Origin of the sequence: Paracoccus sp. NBH48 (genome assembly GCF_015390265.1) — a bacterium.
Lineage (GTDB): Bacteria > Pseudomonadota > Alphaproteobacteria > Rhodobacterales > Rhodobacteraceae > Paracoccus > Paracoccus marcusii.
This window is the reverse complement of record NZ_VUOJ01000002.1, coordinates 34,995-60,767: the sequence shown is the minus strand read 5'-3', so window position 1 is coordinate 60,767 and position 25,773 is coordinate 34,995. Positions and strand designations below refer to the sequence as shown.

At 68.6% G+C, this 25,773-nt stretch carries 21 protein-coding genes; 8 read left to right on the top strand and 13 right to left on the bottom strand.

Annotated features, from left to right (window positions below):
* Positions 1-2: 2 nt before the first annotated feature.
* From F1642_RS03775 to F1642_RS03765, 3 genes are read left to right on the top strand one after another with little or no spacing between them, the layout of a single operon-like run.
* Entirely contained in the window at positions 3-707 is a 705-nt protein-coding gene (locus F1642_RS03775; RefSeq protein ID WP_331497796.1) for a chromosomal replication initiator DnaA, read from the top strand.
* A gap of 28 nt (positions 708-735) precedes the next feature.
* Positions 736-2,901 carry an RNA degradosome polyphosphate kinase gene (locus F1642_RS03770; protein ID WP_045981326.1) on the top strand — a complete coding sequence of 722 codons (2,166 nt, stop codon included), beginning with the start codon at positions 736-738 and terminating at the stop codon, positions 2,899-2,901.
* Positions 2,902-2,955: 54 nt separating this feature from the next.
* Positions 2,956-4,479, top strand: coding sequence for a Ppx/GppA family phosphatase (locus F1642_RS03765; protein ID WP_194885515.1), 1,524 nt, complete (start codon positions 2,956-2,958; stop codon positions 4,477-4,479).
* 81 nt (positions 4,480-4,560) lie between these two features.
* Here the strand turns inward: F1642_RS03765 and groL are convergent, their stop codons facing one another.
* Positions 4,561-6,207, bottom strand: a complete 1,647-nt coding sequence (gene groL, locus F1642_RS03760) for a chaperonin GroEL (protein WP_045999090.1) — start codon at positions 6,205-6,207, stop codon at positions 4,561-4,563.
* 45 nt (positions 6,208-6,252) lie between these two features.
* Positions 6,253-6,540, bottom strand: coding sequence for a co-chaperone GroES (locus F1642_RS03755; RefSeq protein WP_045981205.1), 288 nt, complete (start codon positions 6,538-6,540; stop codon positions 6,253-6,255).
* A gap of 184 nt (positions 6,541-6,724) precedes the next feature.
* Between F1642_RS03755 and F1642_RS03750 the strand changes: the two genes are divergently transcribed.
* Positions 6,725-7,732, top strand: coding sequence for a TraB/GumN family protein (locus F1642_RS03750; RefSeq protein WP_194885514.1), 1,008 nt, complete (start codon positions 6,725-6,727; stop codon positions 7,730-7,732).
* A gap of 6 nt (positions 7,733-7,738) precedes the next feature.
* Here the strand turns inward: F1642_RS03750 and F1642_RS03745 are convergent, their stop codons facing one another.
* Positions 7,739-10,660 carry a hypothetical protein gene (locus F1642_RS03745; protein WP_194885513.1) on the bottom strand — a complete coding sequence of 974 codons (2,922 nt, stop codon included), beginning with the start codon at positions 10,658-10,660 and terminating at the stop codon, positions 7,739-7,741.
* Between the two features lie 201 nt (positions 10,661-10,861).
* On the opposite strand from F1642_RS03745, the gene F1642_RS03740 reads away from it, so the two are divergent.
* The gene (locus F1642_RS03740) at positions 10,862-11,857 is read left to right on the top strand and encodes an SIMPL domain-containing protein (protein WP_206692664.1); all 996 of its coding nucleotides are present in this window, start codon (positions 10,862-10,864) and stop codon (positions 11,855-11,857) included.
* Between the two features lie 50 nt (positions 11,858-11,907).
* On the opposite strand, the gene F1642_RS03735 is transcribed toward F1642_RS03740, so the two are convergent.
* Positions 11,908-13,194 (bottom strand): O-acetylhomoserine aminocarboxypropyltransferase/cysteine synthase family protein, encoded by a 1,287-nt coding sequence (locus tag F1642_RS03735; protein ID WP_148912273.1) that lies wholly within the window; start codon positions 13,192-13,194, stop codon positions 11,908-11,910.
* Positions 13,195-13,299: 105 nt separating this feature from the next.
* Positions 13,300-14,142, bottom strand: coding sequence for a MoxR family ATPase (locus tag F1642_RS03730; protein ID WP_045999093.1), 843 nt, complete (start codon positions 14,140-14,142; stop codon positions 13,300-13,302).
* 174 nt (positions 14,143-14,316) lie between these two features.
* On the opposite strand from F1642_RS03730, the gene dksA reads away from it, so the two are divergent.
* Both dksA and F1642_RS03720 read left to right on the top strand, forming a co-directional pair.
* The gene (gene dksA, locus F1642_RS03725; protein ID WP_045984066.1) at positions 14,317-14,739 is read left to right on the top strand and encodes an RNA polymerase-binding protein DksA; all 423 of its coding nucleotides are present in this window, start codon (positions 14,317-14,319) and stop codon (positions 14,737-14,739) included.
* 67 nt (positions 14,740-14,806) lie between these two features.
* Positions 14,807-15,925, top strand: a complete 1,119-nt coding sequence (locus tag F1642_RS03720; protein ID WP_194885512.1) for an FAD-dependent oxidoreductase — start codon at positions 14,807-14,809, stop codon at positions 15,923-15,925.
* A gap of 72 nt (positions 15,926-15,997) precedes the next feature.
* Here F1642_RS03720 and glmM read toward each other — a convergent pair whose 3' ends face one another.
* The 7 genes from glmM to F1642_RS03685 form a co-directional block, all read right to left on the bottom strand.
* On the bottom strand, positions 15,998-17,341 hold the full coding sequence (gene glmM, locus F1642_RS03715; RefSeq protein ID WP_194885511.1) for a phosphoglucosamine mutase: 1,344 nt from the start codon (positions 17,339-17,341) through the stop codon (positions 15,998-16,000).
* Positions 17,338-18,327 (bottom strand): dihydropteroate synthase, encoded by a 990-nt coding sequence (gene folP / locus F1642_RS03710; protein ID WP_194885739.1) that lies wholly within the window; start codon positions 18,325-18,327, stop codon positions 17,338-17,340. The genes glmM and folP overlap by 4 nt, the downstream gene beginning before the upstream one ends.
* 9 nt (positions 18,328-18,336) lie before the next feature.
* Positions 18,337-19,134 (bottom strand): dihydroneopterin aldolase, encoded by a 798-nt coding sequence (locus F1642_RS03705; RefSeq protein WP_246071299.1) that lies wholly within the window; start codon positions 19,132-19,134, stop codon positions 18,337-18,339.
* A 41-nt stretch (positions 19,135-19,175) separates the two neighbouring features.
* Positions 19,176-19,772 (bottom strand): cell wall hydrolase, encoded by a 597-nt coding sequence (locus F1642_RS03700; protein ID WP_052714635.1) that lies wholly within the window; start codon positions 19,770-19,772, stop codon positions 19,176-19,178.
* A gap of 324 nt (positions 19,773-20,096) precedes the next feature.
* The gene (locus F1642_RS03695; RefSeq protein WP_194885510.1) at positions 20,097-22,640 is read right to left on the bottom strand and encodes a putative PEP-binding protein; all 2,544 of its coding nucleotides are present in this window, start codon (positions 22,638-22,640) and stop codon (positions 20,097-20,099) included.
* Between the two features lie 174 nt (positions 22,641-22,814).
* Complete coding sequence (locus tag F1642_RS03690; RefSeq protein ID WP_194885509.1) at positions 22,815-23,492, bottom strand: peptidylprolyl isomerase; 678 nt, start codon at positions 23,490-23,492, stop codon at positions 22,815-22,817.
* Positions 23,485-23,991, bottom strand: coding sequence for a peptidylprolyl isomerase (locus F1642_RS03685; protein WP_042251774.1), 507 nt, complete (start codon positions 23,989-23,991; stop codon positions 23,485-23,487). The genes F1642_RS03690 and F1642_RS03685 overlap by 8 nt, the downstream gene beginning before the upstream one ends.
* 176 nt (positions 23,992-24,167) lie before the next feature.
* Between F1642_RS03685 and pgk the strand changes: the two genes are divergently transcribed.
* Complete coding sequence (pgk, locus tag F1642_RS03680; RefSeq protein ID WP_194885508.1) at positions 24,168-25,370, top strand: phosphoglycerate kinase; 1,203 nt, start codon at positions 24,168-24,170, stop codon at positions 25,368-25,370.
* 28 nt (positions 25,371-25,398) lie between these two features.
* Here pgk and F1642_RS03675 read toward each other — a convergent pair whose 3' ends face one another.
* Positions 25,399-25,659 (bottom strand): hypothetical protein, encoded by a 261-nt coding sequence (locus F1642_RS03675; protein WP_127898607.1) that lies wholly within the window; start codon positions 25,657-25,659, stop codon positions 25,399-25,401.
* Positions 25,660-25,773 lie beyond the last annotated feature (114 nt).

Here is a 25,773-nt window from a genome sequence, read left to right as displayed (position 1 = left end):
GGTTGAGCCTGTTTCCGCCCTCGCGCCAGCTGACGCTGGACCTGACCACGCCGCCCGCCCATGCGCGGGCGGATTTCCTGCCCGCGCCTGCCAACCATGCCGCGCTCAAGGCGCTGGACCGCCCCCAGGACTGGCCGGCGGGGCGGATGCTGCTGATCGGGCCCGAAGGGTCGGGCAAGACCCATCTGGCGGCCTTCTGGGCGGCCGAGAACGGCGCGCGCCGCATCAGCGCCTCGGCCCTGCGCCCCGATGCCGCCGATCTGCTGGCCGCCGACGGCGGCGCCGTGGTGGTCGAGGATGCCGACCACGCGGGCTTTGCCGCGGGGGCCGAACAGGCGCTGTTCCATCTGTGGAACCTGTGCGGACCCCGCGACTGCCTGCTGCTGCTGACCGCACGGACGCCGCCGCGGGACTGGGGACTGGTGCTGCCCGATCTGCGGTCGCGCATGGACGCCATGCCGCAGGTGCGGCTTGGGTCGCCGGACGAGGCCCTGATGGCCGCGGTACTGGTCAAGCTGTTCGCGGATCGCCAGCTGGCCGTGCCTGCGGGGCTGATCGACTGGCTGGTGCTGCACATGGATCGCGACCTGGGCCTGGCGCGTCGGCTGGTCGCAGCGATGGATCATGCGGCCATGGCGCAGAAGGGCCCCGTGACCCGCCGGATCGCGGCCGACCTGCTGGACAAGCTGTCCGAGGGTGACGCATGATCGCGTCCACGCCAGCCGCCGGACGATCATGACCCAAGCCGATTTTCTTCGCACGCCGTTTCCCGAACCCAAGACCCTGCCCGAGGGCGTTCCCGAAGGCGCCGCACGGTTTTTCAACCGCGAGCTGTCCTGGCTGTCGTTCAACTGGCGCGTCCTGGACGAGGCGCGCAATCCGCGCGTGCCGCTGCTGGAGCGCCTGCGCTTCGTGTCGATCAGCGCCACGAACCTGGACGAGTTCTACACCGTCCGCGTGGCCGGCCTGCGCGAACTGGTGCGCGAGGGCAGCACCACGCCTTCGGATGACGGCCTGACACCGGCGGAACAGCTGGCCCTGATCAACGCCGACGCGCGCCGCCTGATGGGCGCGCAGCAGGGCGTCTGGAACACGCTGCGCAAGGAGATGGAGCAGGCGGGCATCGTCATCCTGTCCCGCCAGCGCCTGACCCGCGCCGAGGAGGAGTTCCTGAACGGCCATTTCCAGAACCTGGTCTTTCCGGTCCTGTCGCCCTTGGCCATCGACCCCGCCCACCCGTTCCCGTTCATCCCGAACGCGGGCTTTTCGCTGGCGCTGGAGCTGGCGCGAGAGACCGATGGTCGCAAGATGCAGGCCCTGCTACCGATCCCCGCGCAGCTGCCGCGGTTCGTGCCCCTGCCGGGCGGGCAGCGGTTCCTGCGGCTGGAGGATCTGCTGCTGATGCATCTGTCCAGCCTGTTTCCCGGCTATCGCGATACGGGCCATTGCAGCTTTCGCGTGCTGCGCGACAGCGATCTGGAGGTCGAGGAGGAGGCCGAGGATCTGGTCCGCGAGTTCGAGACCGCGCTGAAGCGGCGCCGCCGCGGCAGCGTCATCCGGCTGAAGATCACCGCCGGCGCCCCCGACCGCCTGCGCCGCCTGATCATGGAGGAGCTGGAGGTCAGCCCCGACGAGGTGATCGAGGTCGAGGGCCTGCTGGGCATGGCCGATCTGCGCGAGTTGGTGCTGGACAGCCGCCGCGACCTGATGTGGCCCGCCTTCACCCCCCGTGTCCCCGAGCGGATCCAGGACCATGACGGCGACATGTTCGCGGCGATCCGCCAGAAGGACATGCTGCTGCATCACCCCTACGAGACCTTCGACATGGTCGTGCGCTATCTGGCACAGGCGGCGCGCGACCCGGACGTGCTGGCGATCAAGCAGACGCTGTATCGCACCAGCCGCGACAGCCCCATCGTCGATGCGCTGTGCGAGGCGGCCGAGGCCGGCAAGTCTGTGACCGCACTGGTCGAACTCAAGGCCCGCTTCGACGAGGCCGCCAACATCCGCCAGTCGCGCCGGCTGGAACGGTCGGGCGCGCATGTCGTCTATGGCTTCGTGAACTACAAGACCCACGCCAAGATCAGCACCATCGTACGACGCGAGGGCGAGGGCCTGGTGACCTATACCCACTACGGGACCGGCAACTATCACCCGATCACGGCGCGCATCTATACCGACCTGTCGCTGTTCACCTGCAACCCGGCGCTTGGCCGGGATGCGACAAAGGTCTTCAACTATCTGTCCGGCTATGTGCAGCCCGCAGGGCTGGAGAACCTGTCGATCTCTCCGATCGACCTGAAATCGCGGCTGATCGACCTGATCGGCCGCGAGGCCGAGTATGCACGCCAAGGCCGCCCCGGCGCGATCTGGGCCAAGATGAACTCGCTGATCGAGAAGGACGTGATCGAGGCGCTCTATGCCGCCAGCGCCGCAGGTGTCCGCATCAGCCTGATCGTTCGCGGCATCTGCGGAATAAGACCCGGTATCAAGGGGTTGTCTGAGAATATTCGCGTGAAGTCGATCGTCGGGCGCTATCTGGAACACAGCCGGATCGTGTGTTTCGGGTCCGGCCATGGCATGCCGTCGCCCAAGGCGCGGGTCTTCATCAGTTCGGCCGACTGGATGGACCGCAACCTGAACCGCCGGGTCGAGACTCTGGTCGAATGCGTCAACGACACGGTCAAGGCGCAGATCGTCAACCAGGTCATGGCCGCCAACATGGCCGACGAGGCGCAAAGCTGGTTGTTGCAGCCGGATGGCCGTTTCCTGCGTTACCTGCCCGAGGGGCGTGACGATCTGTTCAACTGTCATCGCTTCTTCATGGAAAACCCGTCCTTGTCGGGACGGGGAACGGCGGGCGCGCGTGACGTGCCGGCCCTGACCCATTCGGCGGATTGACGGTTTGGCCCCGCCGGGCCACTTAACGGGCGACCAAGGACAAGGGGCTGCAAGATGAACGGCGTACGCACGACAAGCGGCCAGACGATCGAGCCATTCGGCGGCAAGTTCCGCAAGCTGCCCAAGCGGGCCCTCAAGCGGATCGGCGTGGTGGATGTCGGGTCGAACTCGATCCGGCTGGTGGTGTTCGACGGGGCGGCTCGTTCGCCCGCCTATTTCTACAACGAAAAGGTCATGGCGGGTCTGGGCCAGGACATGGCCCGCACCGGCCGACTGAACCCCGAGGGGATCAAGCGCGGCTTTTCCGCGCTGGCCCGCTTTGCCGCGCTGGCCCGCAGCATGGACATCGCACCGCTGACCTGCGTCGCGACCGCCGCCGTGCGCGAGGCCGAGGACGGCCCCGCCTTCCAGCGCCGCGTCGAGAAGGAGACCGGCCTGAAGCTGCACGTGATCGACGGAGAGGAGGAGGCCCGGCTGTCCGCGCAGGGCGTCCTGCTGGGCTGGCCCGACGCCAAGGGGCTGGTCTGCGACATCGGCGGCAACTCCATGGAGCTGGCGGAGGTCGCGGACGGCAAGGTCGGGCGGCGCGTGACGTCGCAGCTGGGTCCGTTCCGCCTGCAGCAGGTCGCCCCCGATCAGCTGCGCGCGCATATCACCACGATCCTGCAGGGGCTGGCCGAGAAGCTGGGCACCGATCACGACCGGATCTATCTGGTCGGCGGGTCGTGGCGCGCCATCGCGCGGCTGGACATGGAGCGCGTGGGCTATCCCATGACCGTCCTGCACGAATACCGCATGACCCCCGGCGCGGTCGCCGACACCGTCGCCTGGATCGGCAAGCACGACCTGGGCACGTTGCGCGCCAAGGTCGGCATCTCCGCCTCGCGGATCGAACTGGTGCCGCTGGCCTCGCAGGTCCTGTCGCAGATGATCGAGGTGTTCGGTCCCAAGGAGCTGGCGGTGTCCAGCTATGGCATCCGCGAAGGGCTGCTCTATGAGCACATGTCGACGACGCTGCGAAAGCGCGACCCCCTGATCGAGGCGGCGCGCTTCACCGAAAAGCAGATGGCCCGCCTGCCGGGTTTCGGCAAGAAGCTGTACCAGTTCCTGCTGCCGCTGTTCCCGAACCTGACGCCCGAACGCGACCGCCTGATGCGGGCGGCCTGCCTGCTGCACGACACCGCATGGCGCGCCCACCCCGATTACCGGGCCGAGGCCTGCTTCGACAACGTCACGCGCGCGAACATGGCGGCGCTGAGCCACCCCGAGCGGATCTTCCTGGGGCTGGCCCTGCTGCACCGCTACAAGAACAACCGTGCGGAATCGCAGATGGCACCGCTGTTCGCGCTGCTGGATGACGACGAGATCCGCGCGGCCGAGATCCTAGGCAAGGCGATGCGCTTTGGCGCGATGTTCGCGATCGACGATCCGTCCGATGCGGCCAGCCTGCGCCTGACCCCGGCCGGCACGCTGGAGCTGCGCCTGACATCCACCGGCCGTCACCTGATGGGCGAGGTTGCGCAGTCGCGCTTTCTGTCGCTGTGCAAGTCGATCGGCGTCGTCGGCATCGTCAAGTAGACGGGCCATCGACACTGTCGGATGCGAAAAGGGCGCCCCGCGGGGCGCCCTTTCCTGTTCTGCCAAGGGGCAGGGGGATGATTACATCATCCCGCCCATGCCGCCCATGTCGGGCATGCCGCCGCCGGCACCGCCCTGGCCCTTGGGCTCGGGCTTTTCGGCGATCATGGCTTCGGTCGTGATCAGCAGGCCGGCCACCGACGAGGCGTCTTCCAGCGCGGTGCGGACGACCTTTGCGGGGTCGATCACGCCGAACTTGAACATGTCGCCATATTCCTCGGTCTGGGCGTTGAAGCCGAACGACTTGTCGGTCGACTCGCGGACCTTGCCAGCCACGACGGCGCCGTCGACGCCTGCGTTTTCGGCGATCTGGCGCATCGGGGCCTCCAGCGCGCGGCGGACGATGGCGATGCCTGCGTCCTGGTCGCTGTTTGCGCCGGTCAGGCCTTCCAGAACCTTGCCGCCCTGCACCAGAGCCACGCCGCCGCCGACGACAACGCCTTCCTGGACAGCTGCACGGGTCGCGTTCAGCGCGTCATCGACGCGGTCCTTGCGCTCTTTGACCTCGATTTCGGACATGCCGCCGACGCGGATCACGGCAACACCGCCGGCCAGCTTGGCCACGCGCTCCTGCAGCTTCTCCTTGTCGTAGTCCGAGGTGGTTTCCTCGATCTGCTGACGGATCTGGCTGACGCGTGCCTCGATCTCGGCCTTGTCACCGGCGCCATCGACGATGGTGGTGGTGTCCTTGTTGATCGTGATCTTCTTGGCGCGGCCCAGCATGTCGATGCCGACATTCTCCAGCTTCATGCCCAGGTCTTCGCTGATGACCTGACCGCCGGTCAGGATCGCCAGATCCTGCAGCATCGCCTTGCGACGATCACCAAAGCCCGGTGCCTTGACGGCAGCGATCTTCAGGCCGCCGCGCAGCTTGTTGACGACCAGCGTGGCCAGAGCCTCGCCCTCGACGTCTTCCGAGATGATGACCAGCGGCTTGCCCGACTGGATGACGGCTTCCAGCAGCGGAACCATCGGCTGCAGCGACGACAGCTTCTTCTCGTGCAGCAGGATGTAGGCGTCTTCCAGATCGGCGACCATCTTGTCGGGGTTGGTCACGAAGTAGGGCGACAGGTAGCCGCGGTCGAACTGCATGCCTTCGACGACTTCGACCTCGGTCTCCATCCCCTTGTTCTCTTCGACGGTGATGACACCCTCGTTGCCGACCTTCTGCATCGCGTCGGCGATCTGACGACCGATCGAGGCTTCGCCGTTGGCCGAGATGGTGCCGACCTGCGCGACTTCGTCGCTGTCGTTCACCGGGCGCGAGGCGGCCTTGATGGCCTCGACGACCTTCGAGGTGGCCAGGTCGATGCCGCGCTTCAGGTCCATCGGGTTCATGCCGGCGGCGACCGCCTTCATGCCTTCCTTGACGATGGCCTGAGCCAGGACCGTCGCGGTGGTGGTGCCGTCACCGGCCTCGTCGTTGGTGCGCGAAGCGACTTCGCGGACCATCTGGGCGCCCATGTTCTCGAACTTGTCTGACAGTTCGATCTCCTTGGCGACCGACACGCCGTCCTTGGTGATGCGGGGCGCGCCGAAGGACTTGTCGATGACCACGTTGCGGCCCTTGGGACCAAGCGTGACCTTGACGGCATCGGCCAGGATGTTGACGCCGCGCAGCATGCGGTCGCGCGAGTCGGTGCCGAACTTGACTTCTTTAGCAGCCATGGAAAATCTCCTGAATGTTGGGGGAAGGAAGCGTCTTGGGGCCGATCAGCTCAGCACGCCCAGGATGTCGCTTTCCTTCATGATCAGCAGCTCTTCGCCGTCGACCGTGACTTCGGTGCCCGACCATTTGCCGAACAGGACGCGGTCGCCAGCCGAAACCGACGGTGCGATCAGTTCGCCCGAATCCTTGCGCGCGCCTTCGCCCACGGAAATGATCTCGCCCTCGGCGGGCTTTTCCTTGGCGTTGTCGGGGATGATCAGGCCGCCCTTGGTCTTCTCTTCCGATTGGACGCGACGGACCAGCACGCGGTCATGCAGCGGTTTGAATGCCATTGTCGAACACTCCTTGATTCAGGTTGCAGTGTTGCTTTGTTGGCACTCACCGGGTGCGAGTGCCAATGACGGCTAGATAGGCAAATCGCCCAAGCCTGTCAACGGGTCATCGCGGTCTGGTGTCTGGCGGCAGGGGGGCAAACATGACAGTCTGGCGGCCATTGACGGACCAGCAAGGATACCCATGCGACTGACGATTGCCGCCGCCCTGTTCGCCCTGTGGGGACATGGCGCGATGGCCGCCTGCACCGGCCAGAACCTGTTCGACACCATGCCCGCCGAACGCGCTGCGGCGATCGAGGCCGCCAGCCGTGACGTCCCCTTTCGCCAGGGCCTGCTGTACCAGGCCGTGCGCGACGATCAGCGCATCACGCTGGTGGGCACCTATCATTTCGGCGATGCGCGCCATCAGCCGATGATCGAGCGTGTCCGCCCGCTGATAGATCAGGCCCATGCCCTGTATGTCGAGGCCGCCCCCGCCGAGGAGGCCCGCCTGACCAAGGCGCTGACCGAGGATCCGACTCTGATGGTCGATCCCGACGGGCCCACCCTGCCGGAACGCCTGTCGCCCGACGAATGGGATGCGCTGTCGCAGGCCATGTCGGATCGCGGCACGCCGGGTGTCATCACCGCCCGGATGCGGCCCTGGTATGTCGCGCTGATGCTGGGCGTCTCTCCCTGCATGGTCCGAACCATGGCCGAACAAGGAGGAGAGTCCGGCGGCCTGGACCACCTGCTGGTGGCCGAGGCGCAGGACGCGGGCACGCCCGTCCGTTCGCTGGAGCCGTGGGACACCATCTTCGGCCTGTTCGAGGGCCTGACGCCCGAACAGGAGCTGGACATGATCCGTGCAAGCCTGCCGGCGGCCAGCTATGCCGACGATTACGCGGTGACGCTGACGGATGCCTATTTCGACGGGGATGTCTGGAAGATCTGGGAATTCGGGCGTTTCGACGCCTATGCCAATTCCGGATTGTCCAGGAAAGAGGTCGATCGCCAGATGGACCTGGCCCAGACCCGGCTGATGGACGATCGCAACCGCGCGTGGATCGCACCGCTGCTGGAGGGTGCCGCCGAGGCCGGGGATGAGGGAATCGTCGCAGCCTTCGGTGCACTGCACCTGCCCGGAGAGGCGGGGGTCCTGTCGCTGCTGCGGGACGAGGGCTTCACGATCACCCGTCTGGACGGGTGACCGGATCTATTGGCCGTTCAGGACGCCAAGCGCGTGGGCACGGCCTTGTTTCTGATAGGTGATGCGGCTGTCGCCGATCTCGCTGATGGTGCCGCCGTTGATGCGGTCGCCGATGCGCAGCGTCAGCACGCGACCGTTGGACAGGCGGACCAATGCCCGGCTTGCCCGGCCCGCGCCGATCGTGCCGATGATCTGGGTGCTGCTCAGCTGGATGCCGTCCTTGACCGTCGCGCTGGCGGCGGCATTGCCGATGGCGTTCTGCGGGACGGCGGCCATGACCTCGGGCTCGCTGTCGACCTCGGGCGGGCGGTACTGCTGGTTGCGCGATGCGGCGGCCTGCGCCTCGGCCTGGGCCTGGGCACGGGCGCGGGCTTCGGCCTGGGCGCGGGCCTGAGCCTCGGCCCGGGCGTCGGCTGCGGCTTGTGACCGGGCGCGCGCCTCGGCCTGGGCCTGCAATTCGGCATCCTGCCGGCGCTGTTCCGCGATCGCGGCCTCGGCCGATTGCGCCTCGGCTGCGGCGCGCAGGTCGGGCGACGACGGCGACAGGGCCGCGGCGACCGGGGCGGCCGTGGCCACCATCGCGTTGACGGCGGCGCCACCGGCACGGCGCGGCGGAATGGCCGACGATGTCAGCGCGGTCAGCGCCACCGCGCCGGGCGCGGCAGGGCTGTTGCCGATGGCCGATGCGATGGCATCCTCCACGGCCTGCTCCGACACCGCGGGGCTGGCCACGGTGCGCGTGCCGGGCCGGCTGTTCGGGCGGGCCGACCGCAGGATGGCGCCCGACGGTGCGGCGGTCGGGCCGGGATCGATGGCTGCGGGACGGGGAGCGGCAAGACTGGCCGCCGCACTGGCCCGCGGGGCGGGGCGGGCGGCATCGACGGCCTGTGCCACGGCGTCCTGCACCGCCTGCTGCGACGGTGCGCGCACAGAGACCGGCCGGCGCGTGGGCCGGGCGTCTGCCAGTTGGAACACCAAGCCGCGCTCGGCCTGGCTCAGCGGCGCGTTGCCTGCCTGCGCGGTCCGCAGATCGCGCAGCTGAGCGATGATCAGGTCGCGTTCCGCCTGCGTCAGCGCCGCAGTTTGATCGGGCGCGCTGCCTTCGTCCAGCAGGGACAGCCGGTCGGGGCGCGAGGGCGGGCGGGCTGACGGTTGTGCCGGGGCAGCCGCAGCCTCGGCCGCGGGCCGGGCCGGGGCGGGACGCGCTTGGGCCGGGCTGGGCGGACGTGCCGCCGGGGTGGCGGTGGTCTGCGCCGGGGCGGCCTGCGCGGAGGCGGCCGCTGCTGCGGGGCGATTGGCCGGCGCCGAAGCCGGAGCGGGCTGCGCGACGGGTGCCGCGGCGGGGCGCGACGGCGGCCGCGCGGCCGCTACCGGTGCCGCCGGCTGGTTCTGCACGCCATACGGCAGCGGATTGGCCGGAACCGTCGGCTGGCGGTCGGGCGTGGCAGGCACGGAGGCCGCAGCCGGGGTCGCCCGGGGCGGACGGGCCGACCGCGCCAACTGTTCGGCCTGCGCGGCGGCGGTTTGCGCGGCGGACGGGGTCGGTGCGGTTGCAGCGGGTGCCGGCGTCGCGGGTGCCGCGGCGGTCGCTGCGGGTGCGGGTTCGGCGGGCGTCGGCTCCGCGGCGGGCGCAACGTCGGCGGTCGTGGTGGCAGCCGGGGCGGCCGTCAGATCGGCGATCATCGATGCTGCGGGCGGCACGGCGACCGGTGTGGATGCAGGGGCAGGCGCACGGGCCTGTGCCAGCGCCTCGGCCAAGGCCTGATCCAGGGCGTCGGGCTGTTCGGGCGTCGTCTGCGCGGTCAGCGGTTCCTGTGCCACAGGGGCGGGGTCGACCGGCGTCGTGGTCGTAGGTGCAACCGGGATGGCTGCTTGCGGGGCGGGTGCCGTCTGCTGCGGCTCTGCCGCGACGGGGGCCTGCTGAATAGGTGCCTGCTGAATGGGGGCTTGCGGAACGGGGGCTTGGGCCAGCTCCTCCTGCGGCGCGGGGCGGCCAAGGAACAGCAGCGCCACGACCAGCAACAGCGCCAGCCCGCCCACCAGGACGGGCAGACGCGCCGGGTCCAGGGCGCGCAGGCGGTCGGACAGCGTCGGTGCGACGTCCTCGGCGGGTGCGGCCGCATCGCGTTCCGCCCGTGCGGCGGCGGCGCGGCTGTGCACGGCCTCGGCGCGAGGCGACAGGCGCTTTGCGGTCAGCGGCCCGCTGCCGTGGCGGATCACCGCGGCAGGCGTCTCACCCGTCGGGGGCGCGACGGTGTCGGTGGCGGGCTGGACCGAGACCGCTGCCGGGACCGCGACCACATGCGGGATGATGCGCGAGACGACCGGCACCGCCGCGACGACCGGCTGTTCGATCTCGATCTGCGGAGCGGTCACGCGCGCCTGGCTGAGGACCGGCTCGCTGAAGGGCCGGCGGTTGTACTGTTCCTGCACCAGCCGCGAGGGGCCGAAATCGGGATTGCCCTGGAACCGGTCGTCGCCCGGCCGCGCCTGAAATCCGGATGGGCGAAAGCCCTGGGCGCGGGCGAAATCCTCGGCCTCGTGCAGGGTGCGGCGGGCGACGGCGGCCACGCGCAACGTCTCGATGTCGCCGTTCGTGGCGGGGCACCAGTCGAAAGCCAGATCCTCGGCGCGATAGGGGGTCGACGCCTCCAGCGCGCGCGCAATGGTTGCAGCGGTGTCCGAGCCGAAGGGGACCGTCAGCACCGTGTACAGGATCTGATCGTCGGGGATCACCAGGACCGTGTCCAGTTCCCCGGCCTGGCCGCCCGCCTGCTCGCGCAGCCCGTTCAGCACGGCGGCCATGTCGCCGCCGGCGAAGCGGGCATGGCCCAGGGGCCGCCAATCCGGGCCGTTGCGGCATTCCAGCCGGACCGCCTCCTGGGTAAAGCTCATGGCGAATTCGGGTGGCGCGGCGTGCTGGTTCATGGCTGTCTTCACTGCTCGGGGTGCGTCGCGTGGTCGTGCCCGCGACGTCATTGTTCACCGATCACCACTACCGCAAATTGTGGAACGTTGAAAGAAGAACTGCCATATCTGTGATCGGTTTTGCGCGTGAAAGGGCTAGGAAGCGGGCATCGGTCAGGGCATCAACGCCTGAGCGAACACGCGATCAGAAAGGATCCCCTGATGCGACCGATCTTCCGTGCCCCCCCTGCAAGACGGCTGGCCCTGTCCGTGGCCATGACCGCCCTGATGGCCGCCCCCGCCCTTGCCGCGCCCATGGCCTGCGGTCCGGCCGGTCCGTCGCGCCTGACCGTCACCGGCGAGGGGCAGTCCCGCATCGCCCCCGACATGGCGACCATCCAGCTGGGCGTGACCACGCAGGCCGACAGCGCCGCCGCCGCGATGGAGCAGAACAGCACCCAGCAGAGCGCCGTGATCGAGGCGTTGACCGGTGCCGGGATCGACGAGGCGCAGATCCAGACCTCGGGGCTGAACCTGAACCCGCTGATGCAGTATGGCGAAAACCAGGCCCCGACCGTCACCGGCTATCAGGCGACGAACACCGTTGCGGTGCGCGTGTCCGACCTGGCCCGTCTGGGCGAGGTTCTGGATGCCATCGTCACCGCGGGTGCCAATGAAATCAACGGCATCACCTTTAGCCGCGAGGATGGCGCCGAGGCGCAGGATCAGGCCCGCCGCGATGCCGTGACCGACGCACGCCGCAAGGCCGAGCTGCTGGCAGAGGCCGCGGGCGTCGACCTGGGCCCGGTGCTGACGCTGCGCGACATCCAGACCGGCACGGGCGGACCGCGCCCGATGATGCGCATGGAGGCCGCAATGGCCGATGCGGTGCCCGTCCAGGCCGGAGAGGTCGAGATGGCCGCCCAGGTCGAGATCGAATACGCGCTGGCCGGAGAGGGTGCCTGTGCGCCGATGCCGCCGCACGGTATGGGCATGCATCACGGCGACCGCGGTCATGGCGGCCCCGAGCATGGTGGGCCTGAGCATGGTGGCCCCGAACATGGAGGTCCGGAGCATGGCGGCCTCGCCGGTGGTCCGGCGAGCGGGCATGACGGCAGCCCCGTGCATCCGCCGATGCCCGGCGACGGCGCGCCCGCGCCAGACGAACCGATCGTGCCCGGCATCGTCGAGCCGCTGCCCGAGACCCCGGCGAACTGATCGAATGACATTGCAGAGACGGGCCGGGAGGCGACCCCCGGCCCGTTTCGTCAGGCCGTGGCCTTGGCCAGGGCCTGATCCAGGTCGGCGATCAGATCGTCCGCATCCTCGATGCCCACCGACAGGCGGACGACCTCGGGGGCGGCACCGGCAGCGCGCTGCTGATCCTCGGTCAGCTGGCGGTGGGTGGTGGAGGCCGAATGGATCACCAGCGACCGGGCGTCGCCCAGGTTCGCCACATGGCTGAACAGCGACAGCGCATCGACCAGCTTGACCGCCGCCGCATAGCCGCCCCTGATCGCGAAGGTGAACAGCGCCCCGGCGCCCTTGGGATACAGCCGGCGCGCCGTCGCGTTCCACGGAGAGCTGTCCAGGCCAGCATAGGTCACCCGCTCCACCCGGTCGTCGGCCTCCAGCCACGCCGCAACCTTCTGCGCGTTGGCGACATGGCGTTCCATCCGCAGGCCAAGCGTCTCGATCCCCATCAGCGTGTAATGCGCGCCCTGCGGGTTCATGGTCATGCCCAGATCGCGCAGCCCGATGGCGATGCCGTGGAAGGTGAAGGCCATGTTGCCGAAGGTCTCGTGGAATTTCAGCCCATGATAGGCGGGTTCCGGGGCCGACAGGCTGGGAAACTTGTCGCTGGCGGACCAGTCGAAGGTGCCGCTGTCCACCACCACGCCGCCGGTCACCGTGCCGTTGCCGGTCATGTATTTCGTCAGGCTGTGCACGACCAGCGTTGCGCCCATCTCGATCGGGCGGCACAGATAGGGGGTGGCCAGCGTGTTGTCGACGATCAGCGGGATCCCCGCCGCATCCGCGATGGCCGCGACCGCCGGGATGTCGGTGACCGACCCGCCGGGATTGCTGATCGATTCGCAAAAGACCGCGCGCGTGTCGTCGTCGATCGCCGCGCGCAGCGCCTCGGGGTCGTCGAAGTCGACGAACTTGGCCGACCATCCGAACCGCCGGATCGTGTGGCTGAACTGGGTCACCGTGCCGCCATAGAGCCGGGTCGAGGCCACGATGTTGCGCCCGGGCGCCATCAGCGGAAACAGCGCCATGATCTGCGCCGCATGGCCCGACGAACAGCAGACCGCGCCCGCACCCCCCTCCAGCGCCGCGACGCGCGCTTGCAGAGCCGCGACGGTCGGGTTGGTCAGGCGCGAATAGATATATCCGACCTCCTGCAGGTTGAACAGGCGCGCGGCGTGGTCGGCGTCGCGGAAGGCATAGGCCGTCGTCTGATAGATCGGCACCTGCCGCGCCCCGGTCGCCGGGTCGGCGGCCGCCCCCGCATGGATCGCCCGCGTGTCGAAACCCTGTTGATCGCTCATGGTGTCCTCCCTCCGATGTGGCGCAAGCCTAGTCGCCGGGCCGGGCGGGCGGCAATCGGGAAAAGGCTTCCCCGGCGGGGGACCGGGGCGGGGGAAATCCTCTCCTCAGCGGCCTTGGCGGCGCGCCATGAAGGCCAGCTTCTCGAACAGGGCCACGTCCTGTTCGTTCTTCAGCAGCGCGCCGTGCAGCTTGGGCAGCATCGTCGCAGGATCGCGGGCCAGATCCTCGGGCGACAGGTCCTCAGCCAGGATCAGCTTCAGCCAGTCCAGGAATTCGCTGGTCGAGGGCTTCTTCTTCAGCCCCGGCACGTCGCGCAGCTCCATGAATTGGGACAGCGCGCTGTCCAGCAGGCGCGGTTTCAGCCCCGGGTGATGCACCTCGACGATGGCGCGCAGGGTCGCGGCATCGGGAAAGCGGATGTAATGGAAGAAGCACCGCCGCAGGAACGCGTCCGGCAGCTCCTTTTCGTTGTTCGAGGTGATGATGACCACGGGCCGGTGCGCGGCGCGCACCGTCTCTCCGGTCTCGTAGACGTGGAACTCCATCCGGTCCAGTTCCTGCAGCAGGTCGTTCGGAAACTCGATATCGGCCTTGTCGACCTCGTCGATCAGCAGCACGACCCGCGCGGGGGCGGCAAAGGCCTGCCACAGCTTGCCCCGCCGGATATAGTTCGACACGTCGTTCACCCGCGCGTCGCCCAGCTGGCTGTCGCGCAGCCGACTGACCGCATCGTATTCGTACAGCCCCTGCTGCGCCTTGGTCGTGGACTTCACGTGCCATTCGATGATGGGCATGCCCAGGCTGGCGGCGACCTGCCGGGCCAGCTCCGTCTTGCCGGTTCCGGGCTCTCCCTTGACCAGCAGCGGGCGTTCCAGCGTGACGGCGGCGTTCACCGCCAAGGCCAGATCGGGCGGGGCCACATAGCGGTCGGTTCCCGTGAACTGCATGAAAACTCTCCTTTAGCGCAAGGTGCTTGGCCGCAACTGCCCGCAAAGTTGCGGCGAATTGCACGCCGCGCATCATTAGCGCCCTGAACCCTAGTGACAAGCAGCACGTCATACTTTAAGGGACCGCGCAAGGTGCCGGTAATTTTGCTCCGCCCGGCGCCGCCGGAGGACGTAATGAAAGCCCAGACCTTCCTTCCCCAGGATTATCGTCCCGCCGAGGACGAACCCTTCATGAACGAGCGTCAGCTCGAATATTTCCGGCGGAAGCTCGAGGCCTGGAAGCAGGAACTGCTCAGCCAGTCGGCCGAGACCCTGGAAGGACTGCAGGACAGCGCCCGCAGCGTGCCCGACCTGGCAGACCGCGCCAGCGAGGAGACCGATCGCGCGCTGGAACTGCGTACCCGCGACCGTCAGCGCAAGCTGGTCAGCAAGATCGACGCCGCGCTGCGCCGCATCGAGACCGGCGATTTCGGCTATTGCGAGATGACCGGCGAGCCGATCAGCCTGCGTCGCCTGGACGCCCGTCCCATCGCAACCATGACGCTGGAGGCGCAGGAGCGTCACGAGCGCAAGGAACGCGTTCACCGCGACGACTGATCCATCCGTCGGCGCCGCGCCAGGCCCCGCCCGGTGCGGGGCCTTGTCATATCCGGAGGTCCGATCCATGTCCGCGCTTGAGAACCGCCCCGTGACCGTCATCGGCGCCGGAATCGGCGGCCTGACGGCGGCGCTGGCCCTGGCGCGACGCGGGGCGCAGGTCACGGTCCTGGAACGCGCGCCCGAACTGGGCGAAGTCGGCGCGGGGATCCAGATCTCGGCCAATGCGGTGCGGGTGCTGGATGCGCTTGGCCTGGGAACCGCGCTGGATGGCGCCGCGCTGCGCACGGACGCGGTACAGCTGAACGACGAACGCGGGCGGCGCGTGCTGCGCATGGACCTTCGGGCGCACCGCCCGGAGGCGCGCTTTCTGCTGATCCACCGCGCCCGGCTGATCGGTCTGTTGGCCGATGTGGCACGGCAGGCGGGCGTGGCGATCCAGCTTGGCGTGACGGCGTCTGATGCCGACGGCCTGACCATCGCCGCCGACGGGCTGCGCAGCACGCATCGGGCAGCACTGAACGGCCAGCAGGTGCCATTCTTCACCGGCCAGACCGCATGGCGCGCCCTGATCCCCGATGCCGGAGGCGCGCCCGTCGCGCAGGTCTTCATGGCCGCGCGCAGGCATCTGGTCAGCTATCCGCTGCCCGGCGGCCTGCGCAACATCGTGGCCGTCGAGGAACGCCCGGACTGGCAGGACGAGGGCTGGTCCCATCCCGGCGACCCCGACCGCCTGCGCGCGGCCTTTGCGGGCATGGGCGGGCCGGTGCCGGGCTGGCTGGCCCAGGTGGACCATACGCATTTGTGGGGTCTCTTCCGCCATCCGGTCGCGGCGCGCTGGCATGACGACCGGCTTGCCCTGCTGGGCGATGCGGCCCACCCGACGCTGCCCTTTCTGGCCCAGGGCGCGGGCATGGCCATCGAGGATGCCTGGACGCTGGCCGCCTGCCTGCACACGATCCCGGATCAGCCACAGGCCCTGGCCCGCTATCAGGCGCTGCGCCAGCCGCGCGTGACCCGGATCGTCGATGCGGCGAACGCCAATGCCCGCAACTATCATTTCGGGGGTGTCATGCGGATCGGCGCGCATTCAGTGCTGCGCGTGGCGGACCGCCTGGCGCCGTCGCTGATGCCCGGCCGTTTCGACTGGCTCTATGACTTCGATCCGGCGGAACAGATACCCTGACCTACCATCGGCACCCCTCCGCGACTGGGGGTCCGGGGGGCGCATAGCCCCCCGGCCGCCGCGGGACGCAAATCAGGCCGCGCGTTCGACCGCCGCGACGATGCCGTCGACGACCTCGCGCAGGACGGCCTCGTCGTCCGCCTCGGCCATCACCCGGATCAGCGGCTCGGTCCCCGATTTCCGGATCAGCACCCGGCCAGACCCGGCCAGCCGCGCCTCGGCATCTGCGATCATGCGCTTGACCGGCTCGGCCGCCAGCGGATCGGCACCCGCGGCATAGCGGACGTTCTTTAGCATCTGCGGCACGGGTTCGAACTGCGCGACCAGTTCGCTTGCCGCCCGACCCGTCTCGGCCATCGCGCCCAGCACCTGCATCGCGGCCACCAGCCCGTCGCCGGTGGTGGCATAGTCGGTCATCACGATATGACCCGACTGTTCGCCGCCCAGGTTGAAACCGCCCTCGCGCATGCGCTCGACCACATAGCGGTCACCGACCTGCGTCCGCTCCAGCCGCAGGCCGCGCGCGGTCAGGTAATGCTCCAACCCCAGGTTCGACATGACCGTGGCGACCAGCGCGCCGCCTGCAAGCCGGCCGTGTTCGGCCCACCGCCCGGCCAACAGCGCCATGATCTGGTCACCATCCGCCACGCGGCCCGTCTGGTCCACGATCACCACCCTGTCGGCATCGCCGTCCAGGCTGATTCCCAGATGCGCGCCATGGGCACGGACCGCATCGGCGCAGGCCTGGGGATGCGTGCTTCCGACGCCGTCATTGATGTTGAATCCGTCCGGCTCGACGCCCAGGGGGATCACATCCGCGCCCAGTTCCCATAGGACGTCGGGTGCGGCGCGATAGGCGGCACCGTTCGCGCAATCCAAGACCACCTTCAGCCCGTCCAGCCGCAGCTTGGCCGGGAAGGTCGTCTTGGCATATTCCATGTAGCGGCCCCGACCGTCGTCGATCCGCTTCGCCCGGCCGATGCTGGCCGGGGCGACCGGTTCCATCGCGCCCGCGACCAGCGCCTCGATCTCGGCCTCGGCCTCGTCGGACAGCTTGAAGCCGTCGGGACCGAAGAACTTGATGCCGTTGTCCTCGGCCGGGTTGTGGCTGGCCGAGATCATGATCCCCAGATCGGCCCGCATCGACCGCGTCAGGAACCCTACCGCCGGCGTCGGCACCGGGCCCAGCAGCAGGACGTTCATGCCCGTGCTGGTCAACCCCGCCGTCAGCGCGTTTTCCAGCATGTAGCCCGACAGGCGCGTGTCCTTGCCGATCACCACGCGGTGCCGGTTGCGCCCGTCGCGGCGGAAATATCGGCCGGCGGCGGCACCAAGGCGCAGCGCCATCTCGGCGGTCATCGGATAGGTGTTGGCGCGCCCGCGGACCCCGTCGGTGCCGAAAAGCTTTCTGCTCATGTCCCTGCCTTCCCTTTCTTGTTGAGGGCCGCGATCAGGCGCAGCCCCTGTGCGTGTTCCGCGACATCGTGGACGCGGTGGATCTGGACCCCCTGGGCCACGGCCGCGACCGTCAGGGCCAGCGTGCCGGGCATGCGCTCTGCCGCCAGGTCGGCCCCGCCGATCCGGCCGATGAAACGCTTGCGCGACACGCCCAGCAGGATCGGGCACCCCAAGCCATGATACAGCGAAATCCGCCGCAGTATCGCCAGATTATGCGCCTCCGTCTTGCCGAAGCCGATGCCCGGATCGATCACGATGCGATCAGCGGGAACGCCCGCCCGGACCGCCCGGTCGATGCGCGCGGCCAAGGCATCATAGACGTCCAGCAGCACGTCGTCGTAACACGGGTCGTCCTGCATCGTGGCGGGCAGCCCCTGCGCATGCATCAGGCAGACAGGCACCCCGGCACCGGCCACCAGGGGCGCCAGTCCCGCATCGAAATCAAAACCCGACACGTCGTTGACCATACCGGCCCCGGCGGCAAGCGCCGCCTGCGCGACCGCAGCCTTGCGCGTATCGACCGATATCGGCAACAGGCCGCGGGCGGCCCCGATCGCGGGAAGGATGCGGGCGATCTCGTCCGGGACGGCGATCTCCTCGGCTCCGGGACGTGTGGATTCGCCGCCGATGTCCAGCAGGTCCGCCCCATCCGCCGCCAAGGCACGCACGTGGGTTGCAGGATCGTACCGGCCGCCGTCCGAGAAGCTGTCGGGGGTCGCATTGACGATGCCCATCAGCCGCGGCCGGTCCAGCGTCAGGCCCAGAACGGGCGGCCGCGGGGCCGTCAGAGCCGCCATCACGCGATCGGGTGCGCTGTCGACGATGCGCGGCGCCGCGCCGCGCTGCAGGCATTCCAGATGCGTGAACCCCGTCCACCCCCCGGCGAGGGGCCAGCGGCCGCACTGATCCTGCGGTATCGGGCGATAGTAGAGGCCGTCCTGCATCATCGGATGTCAGGCGGTGCGCAGATGCGCGACGCTGACCGCCAGCCCGTCCGGTACAACCGGCAGCGGCCTGTGGGCGGGGCCAGCGAAATCAATGTGATGGGCCCCAAGACGCCCCGCAAGCCACAGCGCAAGGTTGTCGGGACCATCGCCTGCATCCGGGGCATCGGCGGCAAGACGCGTGGGCGCCCAGATCACCGGCTGGCGCAGCTGGATCGCGGCGTCCAGTTCGGTACGGGTCTCTGCCACCTCGATGCCCAGGTCGCCGCCAAGCCGCCATGCGGCCTGATCCAGCGACAACAGCGCCAGGCGGCGGGCATGCGGGCCGTTATCGGTGATGGGCAGGGCGCCCGGAACGATCACGACCGCCCCCGGGGCCAGCGTAGCGCCGGGGGCGTGCACCAGGATCGCCACCTGTGCCGCCACGCCCGTGGCGGGAACGCGGCCCCGATGACGGATGATCGACACGCCAAGGGCGCCCGGACCGCGGTCCAGCTTTTCGACGCTGACGGTGATGCGGGCGGCGCGGGGATGGGCCAGAACCTCGGCGGCGATGCGTTCGGCCAGCGTCTCGACCAGGTTGTAGCGCTGATCGGCCAGCGCCGTATCCACCGCCTGCGTCAGTACGTCATAGGACAGAACGGCGTCGACATGATCGCCGCTGCCTGCAACGGTCTCTCGCAGATCCACGGTCAGGTTGAAGCGCAGGCGCTGATCCAGGCCGCGTTCCGATTGAAAGGCGCCGATCTCGGCCGAAAGGACGTGGTCGCGCAGAAAGATGCGGTCGGGATGTTCCATATCCGCCATTCACAGCAAATCCGCGGCGCGGGCAACCCCCGCCGCAGACCTCAGTTCGAGGCGACGCGCTGATTGGTGCGATAGAAGATGTGGCGGCCGATCTGGACGGTGCGCTGGAAACGGCGCGACCAGGACGGGCTGACCGCTGGAGTGTGGAAATAGGTGGCGCCACCGGTCAGCTGGCGCGGTGCGCCGGCCAGGGCTTCGGCCGCGATGTCCTGGGCGCGAAGATACGCGGCCTTGTTGCGGATCGGCTTGGCGCCGCCGATGGTATAGCTGAACTGGCTGGGCTGGTTGATCACGCCGCAGACGGTGCGGGGAAAGGCGCCGCTGTCGACGCGGTTCAAGATGACCTCGGCCACGGCCATCTGACCCTGGCGGCCCTCGCCGCGGGCCTCGTGGTAAAGGGCCTCTGCCATGCAGTCCAGATCGGCGCGAGAAATCACCTTGCGCGTGTTGGCCAGATGCAGGGTTTCGACGGGCTCATCGGGAGTGATCTCGACCGTGACGGGCATCGCGTCGGTATAAAGCAGCGGCGTGGGCCGCGGCGCGTTCGCGGCAGCTTGCAAAGCGCCGAACATGCCGGTATCGGCGGAAAAAAGCGATCCGTTTCCCCCGGCAAGGGCAGTGGTCGTCAGAAGGGGCATGGCTGTTGCCGCACATAAAAGAGCGTGCGCCAGCCGTTTCGACAGCTTGGGCATGTACAGTCCTATACAAGGTCCCGTGTTGACGGGGCATTAATGCCCGGTCGACAGGGATGGTCTGTCACGCCGGGCGGGCTGACGATGTGATTAGGATTTTCGGCATCAGCTGTGCCATCCCACTTCGGCGTGAGGCCCGGAACCGGCCCGTTCGGGGCAGTTTTGGGCAGCAATCCGCCACGCCGTTGCGCGGAAACCGGCAACTTCCGGCACATGGGTGTAGGGGTCAGATGTTATGTCCAGCCAAATCAGCAACTTGCAGTTGCAGAATCACGATTGGGGCACAGGCGGGCGGTTTCTGATGGCCGATTGCGCCGCCGCAAGCCGCGCGACCGGCACGCGGAAGGGTGAACAGGACACGTAGTCCACGCCCGCCTGATGGCAGAACGCGATGGATTCGGGGTTGCCGCCATGCTCTCCGCAGACGCTCAGGGTAATGCCCGGAGCCTGCGCGCGGGCGCGCTGCACGCCGATCAGCAACAGCTCTCCGACCCCGTCCTGATCCAGGACATGGAAGGGATCCTCGGCATAGACCCCCTGGCCCACATAGGTCCCCATGAAGCGCCCGGCATCGTCGCGCGACAGGCCATAGGTCATCTGCGTCAGATCGTTCGTGCCGAAGGACAGGAAGGCGCTGTGGGCCGCGATGTCGCCGGCACGCAGGGCGGCACGTGGCGTTTCCACCATCACGCCAAGGCGATAGGTGAAATCGGTGCGCATCTCGTTCCTGACGGCGGCCGCAACGGCGTCGATGCGGGTCTTGACCAGCTCGACCTCGCGCATGGCGCTGACCAGCGGGATCATGATCTCGGGGACGACGGGGTCGCCTTTGCGGCTGGCCTGGACGGTCGCCTCGAAGATCGCGCGGGCCTGCATGTCATAGATTTCGGGAACGGTGATCCCAAGACGAACCCCCCGCATGCCCAGCATCGGGTTGAATTCGGTCAGGGCCTCCACGCGCCGGGTCACGTCCGACAGCGGCAGGTCCAGCGATTCGGCCAGCTCGCGCAGCCCCTCGCGGTCATGGGGCAGGAATTCGTGCAGCGGCGGGTCGAACAGCCGGATGGTGACGGGAAGGCCGGCCATGATCTCGAACAGGCTGGCGAAGTCTTGCCGTTGCATGGGCAGGATGCGGTCCAGGGACAGGCGCCGGTCCTCGGGTGTGTCGGCAAAGATCATCTCGCGCATGGCGGGCAGGCGTTCGGCGTCGAAGAACATGTGCTCCGTGCGGCACAGGCCGATGCCCTGGGCCTGGAACCGCCGGGCGGCGCGGGCGTCCTCGGGGGTGTCGGCATTGGCGCGCACGCCCATGCCGCCCGCATCCGCGGCCCAGTCCATCAGCTGTGTGAACGCATCGTCCAGCGCGGGGGGCAGCAGGACGGCCGCGCCTGCCAGAACCTCGCCAGAGCTGCCGTCGATGGTGATCTCGTCGCCCTCGTGCAGGATGCGGGATCCGGCACGCACGGTGCGCGCGCGGGCGTCGATGGTCAGGCCGCTGGCGCCCACGATGCAGGGCAGGCCCAGGCCGCGGGCGATCACCGCCGCATGGCTGGTCGTGCCGCCCCGCTCGGTCAGCACCGCGACCGAGGCGTGCATGCCGCGGATGTCCTCGGGCACGGTTTCGCGCCGCACCAGGATACACGGTTCTCCCCGTGCATGGGCCGATTGCGCGCTGGCGGCGGAAAAGACGATGCGTCCGGTTGCGGCGCCGGGGCTGGCATCGATGCCGCGCGCGATCACGTCGCGGGGCGCGCGTGGGTCGACCTGATGGTGCAGCAGGTCGGCCAGGGCGCGCGGCTCGACGCGCATCAGCGCCTCCTCGGGGGGGATGATCCCGTCGCGCGCCAGGCTGACAGCGATGCGGACGCCGGCGCGGCTGCCGCGGGCCACTCGGGTGGCGTCGATGACGCTGATCCGGCCCTCGGTCACGACGAACTCGATCTGCATCTCCTCGCGCAGGCGCTCGCGGGCGGCAATGCCGAAGCGGACCAGGTCGGCAAAGATCTCGGGCGCGGTGTCCTCCAGCGCGGGGCCGCGGTCGTCGCGGGTCAGGAACAGCGTCTCGGCGCCCGCCCCGACGGTCGCGCCATGGCGCTGGCCGCGAAAGCGTCCGGTGACCCGCGGGGTGCCGGTGACGGGGTCGATGAACTGGATCGTGCCCGATCCGCAGATGCCCGGACCAAGCGCCAGCGCCATTTCCTGCACCACCAGACCCAAGGGCGCATCGGCGGGCGCACCCTTGGCCTGACGCAGCAGGCGGGCGGTCGGCCCGTCCCATGCACGCGCCATGCTGCGCAGCACCTCGGACAGCTGTTCGGTGGGGTCCTGGGGGAAGGGCTGGTCCATCTCGTCCTGGTAATGGCGCAGGCTGGCCGCCAGGGCATCGGGGCCGTCCTGCGTGAACAGGTCCGGGTCCAGCCGCGCGATATGGATTGCATAGCTCTGGACGAAGGACAGATAGACCGTGTCCGCATTGTCGCGCCCGATCACCTCGGCCAGCCGCGCATGCAGCGCATCGTTGATGCCGACGTTCAGGACGGTTCCGGGCCCGCCCCATTCCGGCATCGCGGCCGAGGGGCGCACGCTGACCAAGCCGCTGCCCGCAAAGATGTCCAACAGGGCGTCGGGCTGGATGCGCCGTCCCTGGGCGATCATGCGGACGGTGTCGGCAGGGATCGCAAAGCTGCGCGGGACGGGAAGCTGCATCCGGACCAGCCGCTGCAGGCATTTCGCACGCCACCCATGCAGCTCGCGGCTGATCGGGGCCGAGGGCGTGATCTGCAATGCGGTGGCGGGTGGGGGTGCGCTGGTCATGACCCCGGCATCCTAGGGGCGGCGACCGCAGTCCCGCAAGGCCATTATGCGGCAGTGCAGCAGAGGACCATGCGGCGCGTCCGCGCATGGCGCCGGATCGTCGATGAAAGAAGGGATGTCCCCGCAGGGAGAGGGATCAGGGGACCGTGGCCCCCTGATCGGATCGCATGGGGATCAGCCCTCGGCGTCTTCCGCCGGGGCTTCCTCGGCCGGGGCGTCGGCAGCGGGTGCCTCCTCCTCCGGGGTGGCCGTGTCACCGTCCGCGATGGTCACGGTCATCATGTAGTCGGGCTCGGTCACCGATCCATTGGTGGCGGCGTCGCCCTTCTTGATGGAGTCCAGCACGTCCCAGCCTTCGATCAGTTGACCCACGACGGTGTATTCACCGTCCAGGAACGGCGCCGGGGCCAAGTCGATGAAGAACTGGCTGTTGGCGCTGTTGGGATCCATGGCACGGGCCATGCCAACCGTTCCGCGGTCGAAGGTCTGTTCGGTGAACTCGGCCTCCAGGTCGGGCAGGTCGGAACCGCCCATCCCGGCCATCGCCGTGTCGCCGTCCTGACGGCCGTTCTCGACGTCGCCGGTCTGCGCCATGAAGCCGTCGATGACGCGGTGGAACACCACGCCGTCATAGGCACCCGAATTCGTCAGCTCGACCAGGCGGGCGACGTGGTTGGGCGCCAGATCCTCGCGCAGGTCCAGCACGATCGTGCCCTTGGACGCGCCTTCGGCATCGGCGACCTCGATGACCATGTTCGGGCCGTCGGTATCCTCGACCTGCGGGTTGGTCCCCTGCGCGGTCGCGGCGGTGCCCAGCATCAGCAGAGCCGGGATCAGCGCGGCCTTACGCATCGGCGGCCACCTTGACGCTGATCATGCGGTCCGGGTTCACCGGCGGCTCGCCACGGGCGATCTTGTCGACATGCTCCATCCCCTCGATGACGCGGCCATAGACGGTGTACTGGCCGTTCAGGAAATGGTTGTCCTTGAAGTTGATGAAGAACTGGCTGTTTGCGCTGTTCGGGTTCTGCGACCGCGCGGCGCCGATGGTGCCACGGTCATGGGGCAGCTTGGAGAACTCGGCCGGTAGGTCCGGCTTGTCCGATCCGCCCGTGCCGGCGCGGCCGGGGTTGTAGTCCTTTTCCATGTTCGCATGGGCCACGTCGCCCGTCTGGGCCATGAAGCCCTCGATGACGCGGTGGAAGGCCACGTTGTCATAAGCGCCGGCGCGGGCCAGTTCCTTCATGCGCTCGGCATGCTTGGGGGCCACGTCGGACAGCAGCTCGATGACGACGGGGCCGTCCTTGAGCTGGATGACGATGGTGTTTTCCGGGTCCTTGATCTCGGCCATGAGGCCCTCCTTTGTCAGGTGCGACCCCTGATCTAGGGTCTGTCGCTGCCCTGCGCAACGCGCGAAACCGTTATGGGGTCCGACCGGCAGGGCGGCGCGCATCCACCGGGCGCGGTTGACGCCGCGCCTGCCATGCGGGACAAGTTCGCCAACTCTTGGACCCTGAAGGATGCGACATGGCAAAGTTCAACACCATCGACGACATGGATCTTGACGGAAAGGTCGTGCTGACCCGGGTCGACGTGAACGTCCCCGTCGAGGACGGCCAGGTCACCGACACCACCCGCATCGACAAGATCGTACCGACGGTCAAGGACATCCAGGCCAAGGGAGGCATCCCCGTGCTGCTGGCACATTTCGACCGCCCCAAGGGACAGCGCGTCGAGGGCATGAGCCTGCGCCAGATCGTTCCAGCGCTAGAGGCGGCGCTGGGCCAGCCGGTCGTCTTTGCCGACGACTGCATCGGCGGTCCAGCCAAGCGCGTCGTCGCGGCGCTGCAGCCGGGGCAGGTGGCCCTGATGGAGAACACCCGCTTTCATGCAGGCGAGGAACAGAACGATGGCACGTTCGCCGCATCGCTGGCGGCGCTGGGCGGTGCCTATGTGAACGATGCCTTCTCGGCGGCCCATCGCGCCCATGCCTCGACCGAGGGGCTGGCGCGGCTGATGTATGCAGGTGCGGGTCGCCTGATGGAAGCGGAGCTGAAGGCGCTGGACGCGGCGCTGGGCGATCCGCAACGGCCGGTGATGGCGGTCGTGGGTGGTGCCAAGGTCTCGACCAAGCTGGATCTGCTGACGAACCTGGTCGAGAAGGTCGACCATCTGGTGATCGGCGGGGGAATGGCCAACACCTTCATGGTGGCCAAGGGCGTCGAGGTCGGCAAGTCGCTGGCCGAGCGCGACATGGCCGATACCGCCCGTGCCATTCTGGAAAAGGCCGATGCCACCGGATGCAAGATCCACCTGCCGGTGGACATCGTCGTGGCACGCGAGTTCAAGGCAGGCGCGGCATCCGAGACGCTGCCCGTCGATCAGTGCCCGGCCGATGCGATGATCCTGGATGCCGGCCCCGAGACGGTCGAGGCGTTGCGTCAGGCGATGACCGCCTGCAAGACGCTGATCTGGAACGGCCCGCTGGGGGCCTTCGAGATCGAGCCCTTCGACGCCGCCACCAATGCCGCCGCGCGCGCCGCGGCCGAACTGACCGCGCAGGGACAGCTGGTGTCGGTCGCGGGCGGGGGCGACACCGTCGCGGCGTTGAACAAGGCGGGTGCGGCGGAGGAGTTCACCTTCATCTCGACCGCCGGAGGCGCGTTCCTGGAATGGATGGAGGGCAAGACCCTGCCGGGCGTCGCAGCACTGGAAGCCGCCAAGCGCTGAGCGAATGGCGCGCCGGTGGCGGCGCGCCCTAGCCTCCGGTCTGGGCGGCCTTGGCGCCGTCCTCATAGGCCCAAAGCATCTTGAGCCACTGGGCATAGGCCATCGGCGGGGTGACGCGTTCCGCCGATTGCACCGTGGACGCGGGCAGCAGTTCGGTCTGGCTGGCACCCGCCGTGATGGGGCGCATCCAGACCGTCCGCTGGTCCGCGCCGATGCGGGTTTCCAGCGCGCTGGACCCGATGCCGAAGATCGGCAGCTGATAATGCGCCAGGGTCGTGGTCATGAACATGGCATCCTCCTGTCGGGGTCTGTCCCTGCCATGCAGGATGCGGACAATTCGTCAGAAAATCGATTGATATGTGATTAAGCTTTTAGGGATCGCCCGCGCCGCGACGCGGCGGAA

Bases quoted from the DNA above. Each gene is read 5' to 3' on its own strand.
- F1642_RS03745 (WP_194885513.1), bottom strand. From the start codon at position 10,660: ATGAACCAGCACGCCGCGCCACCCGAATTCGCCATGAGCTTTACCCAG.
- F1642_RS03720 (WP_194885512.1), top strand. From the start codon at position 14,807: ATGTCCGCGCTTGAGAACCGCCCCGTGACCGTCATCGGCGCCGGAATC.
- F1642_RS03750 (WP_194885514.1), top strand. From the start codon at position 6,725: ATGCGACTGACGATTGCCGCCGCCCTGTTCGCCCTGTGGGGACATGGC.
- F1642_RS03675 (WP_127898607.1), bottom strand. From the start codon at position 25,659: ATGTTCATGACCACGACCCTGGCGCATTATCAGCTGCCGATCTTCGGC.
- F1642_RS03700 (WP_052714635.1), bottom strand. From the start codon at position 19,772: ATGCCCCTTCTGACGACCACTGCCCTTGCCGGGGGAAACGGATCGCTT.
- F1642_RS03740 (WP_206692664.1), top strand. From the start codon at position 10,862: ATGCGACCGATCTTCCGTGCCCCCCCTGCAAGACGGCTGGCCCTGTCC.
- F1642_RS03755 (WP_045981205.1), bottom strand. From the start codon at position 6,540: ATGGCATTCAAACCGCTGCATGACCGCGTGCTGGTCCGTCGCGTCCAA.
- F1642_RS03730 (WP_045999093.1), bottom strand. From the start codon at position 14,142: ATGCAGTTCACGGGAACCGACCGCTATGTGGCCCCGCCCGATCTGGCC.
- F1642_RS03690 (WP_194885509.1), bottom strand. From the start codon at position 23,492: ATGCGTAAGGCCGCGCTGATCCCGGCTCTGCTGATGCTGGGCACCGCC.
- F1642_RS03735 (WP_148912273.1), bottom strand. From the start codon at position 13,194: ATGAGCGATCAACAGGGTTTCGACACGCGGGCGATCCATGCGGGGGCG.
- F1642_RS03770 (WP_045981326.1), top strand. From the start codon at position 736: ATGACCCAAGCCGATTTTCTTCGCACGCCGTTTCCCGAACCCAAGACC.
- groL (WP_045999090.1), bottom strand. From the start codon at position 6,207: ATGGCTGCTAAAGAAGTCAAGTTCGGCACCGACTCGCGCGACCGCATG.
- dksA (WP_045984066.1), top strand. From the start codon at position 14,317: ATGAAAGCCCAGACCTTCCTTCCCCAGGATTATCGTCCCGCCGAGGAC.
- F1642_RS03705 (WP_246071299.1), bottom strand. From the start codon at position 19,134: ATGGCGGATATGGAACATCCCGACCGCATCTTTCTGCGCGACCACGTC.
- folP (WP_194885739.1), bottom strand. From the start codon at position 18,327: ATGCAGGACGGCCTCTACTATCGCCCGATACCGCAGGATCAGTGCGGC.
- pgk (WP_194885508.1), top strand. From the start codon at position 24,168: ATGGCAAAGTTCAACACCATCGACGACATGGATCTTGACGGAAAGGTC.
- F1642_RS03765 (WP_194885515.1), top strand. From the start codon at position 2,956: ATGAACGGCGTACGCACGACAAGCGGCCAGACGATCGAGCCATTCGGC.
- F1642_RS03685 (WP_042251774.1), bottom strand. From the start codon at position 23,991: ATGGCCGAGATCAAGGACCCGGAAAACACCATCGTCATCCAGCTCAAG.
- glmM (WP_194885511.1), bottom strand. From the start codon at position 17,341: ATGAGCAGAAAGCTTTTCGGCACCGACGGGGTCCGCGGGCGCGCCAAC.
- F1642_RS03695 (WP_194885510.1), bottom strand. From the start codon at position 22,640: ATGACCAGCGCACCCCCACCCGCCACCGCATTGCAGATCACGCCCTCG.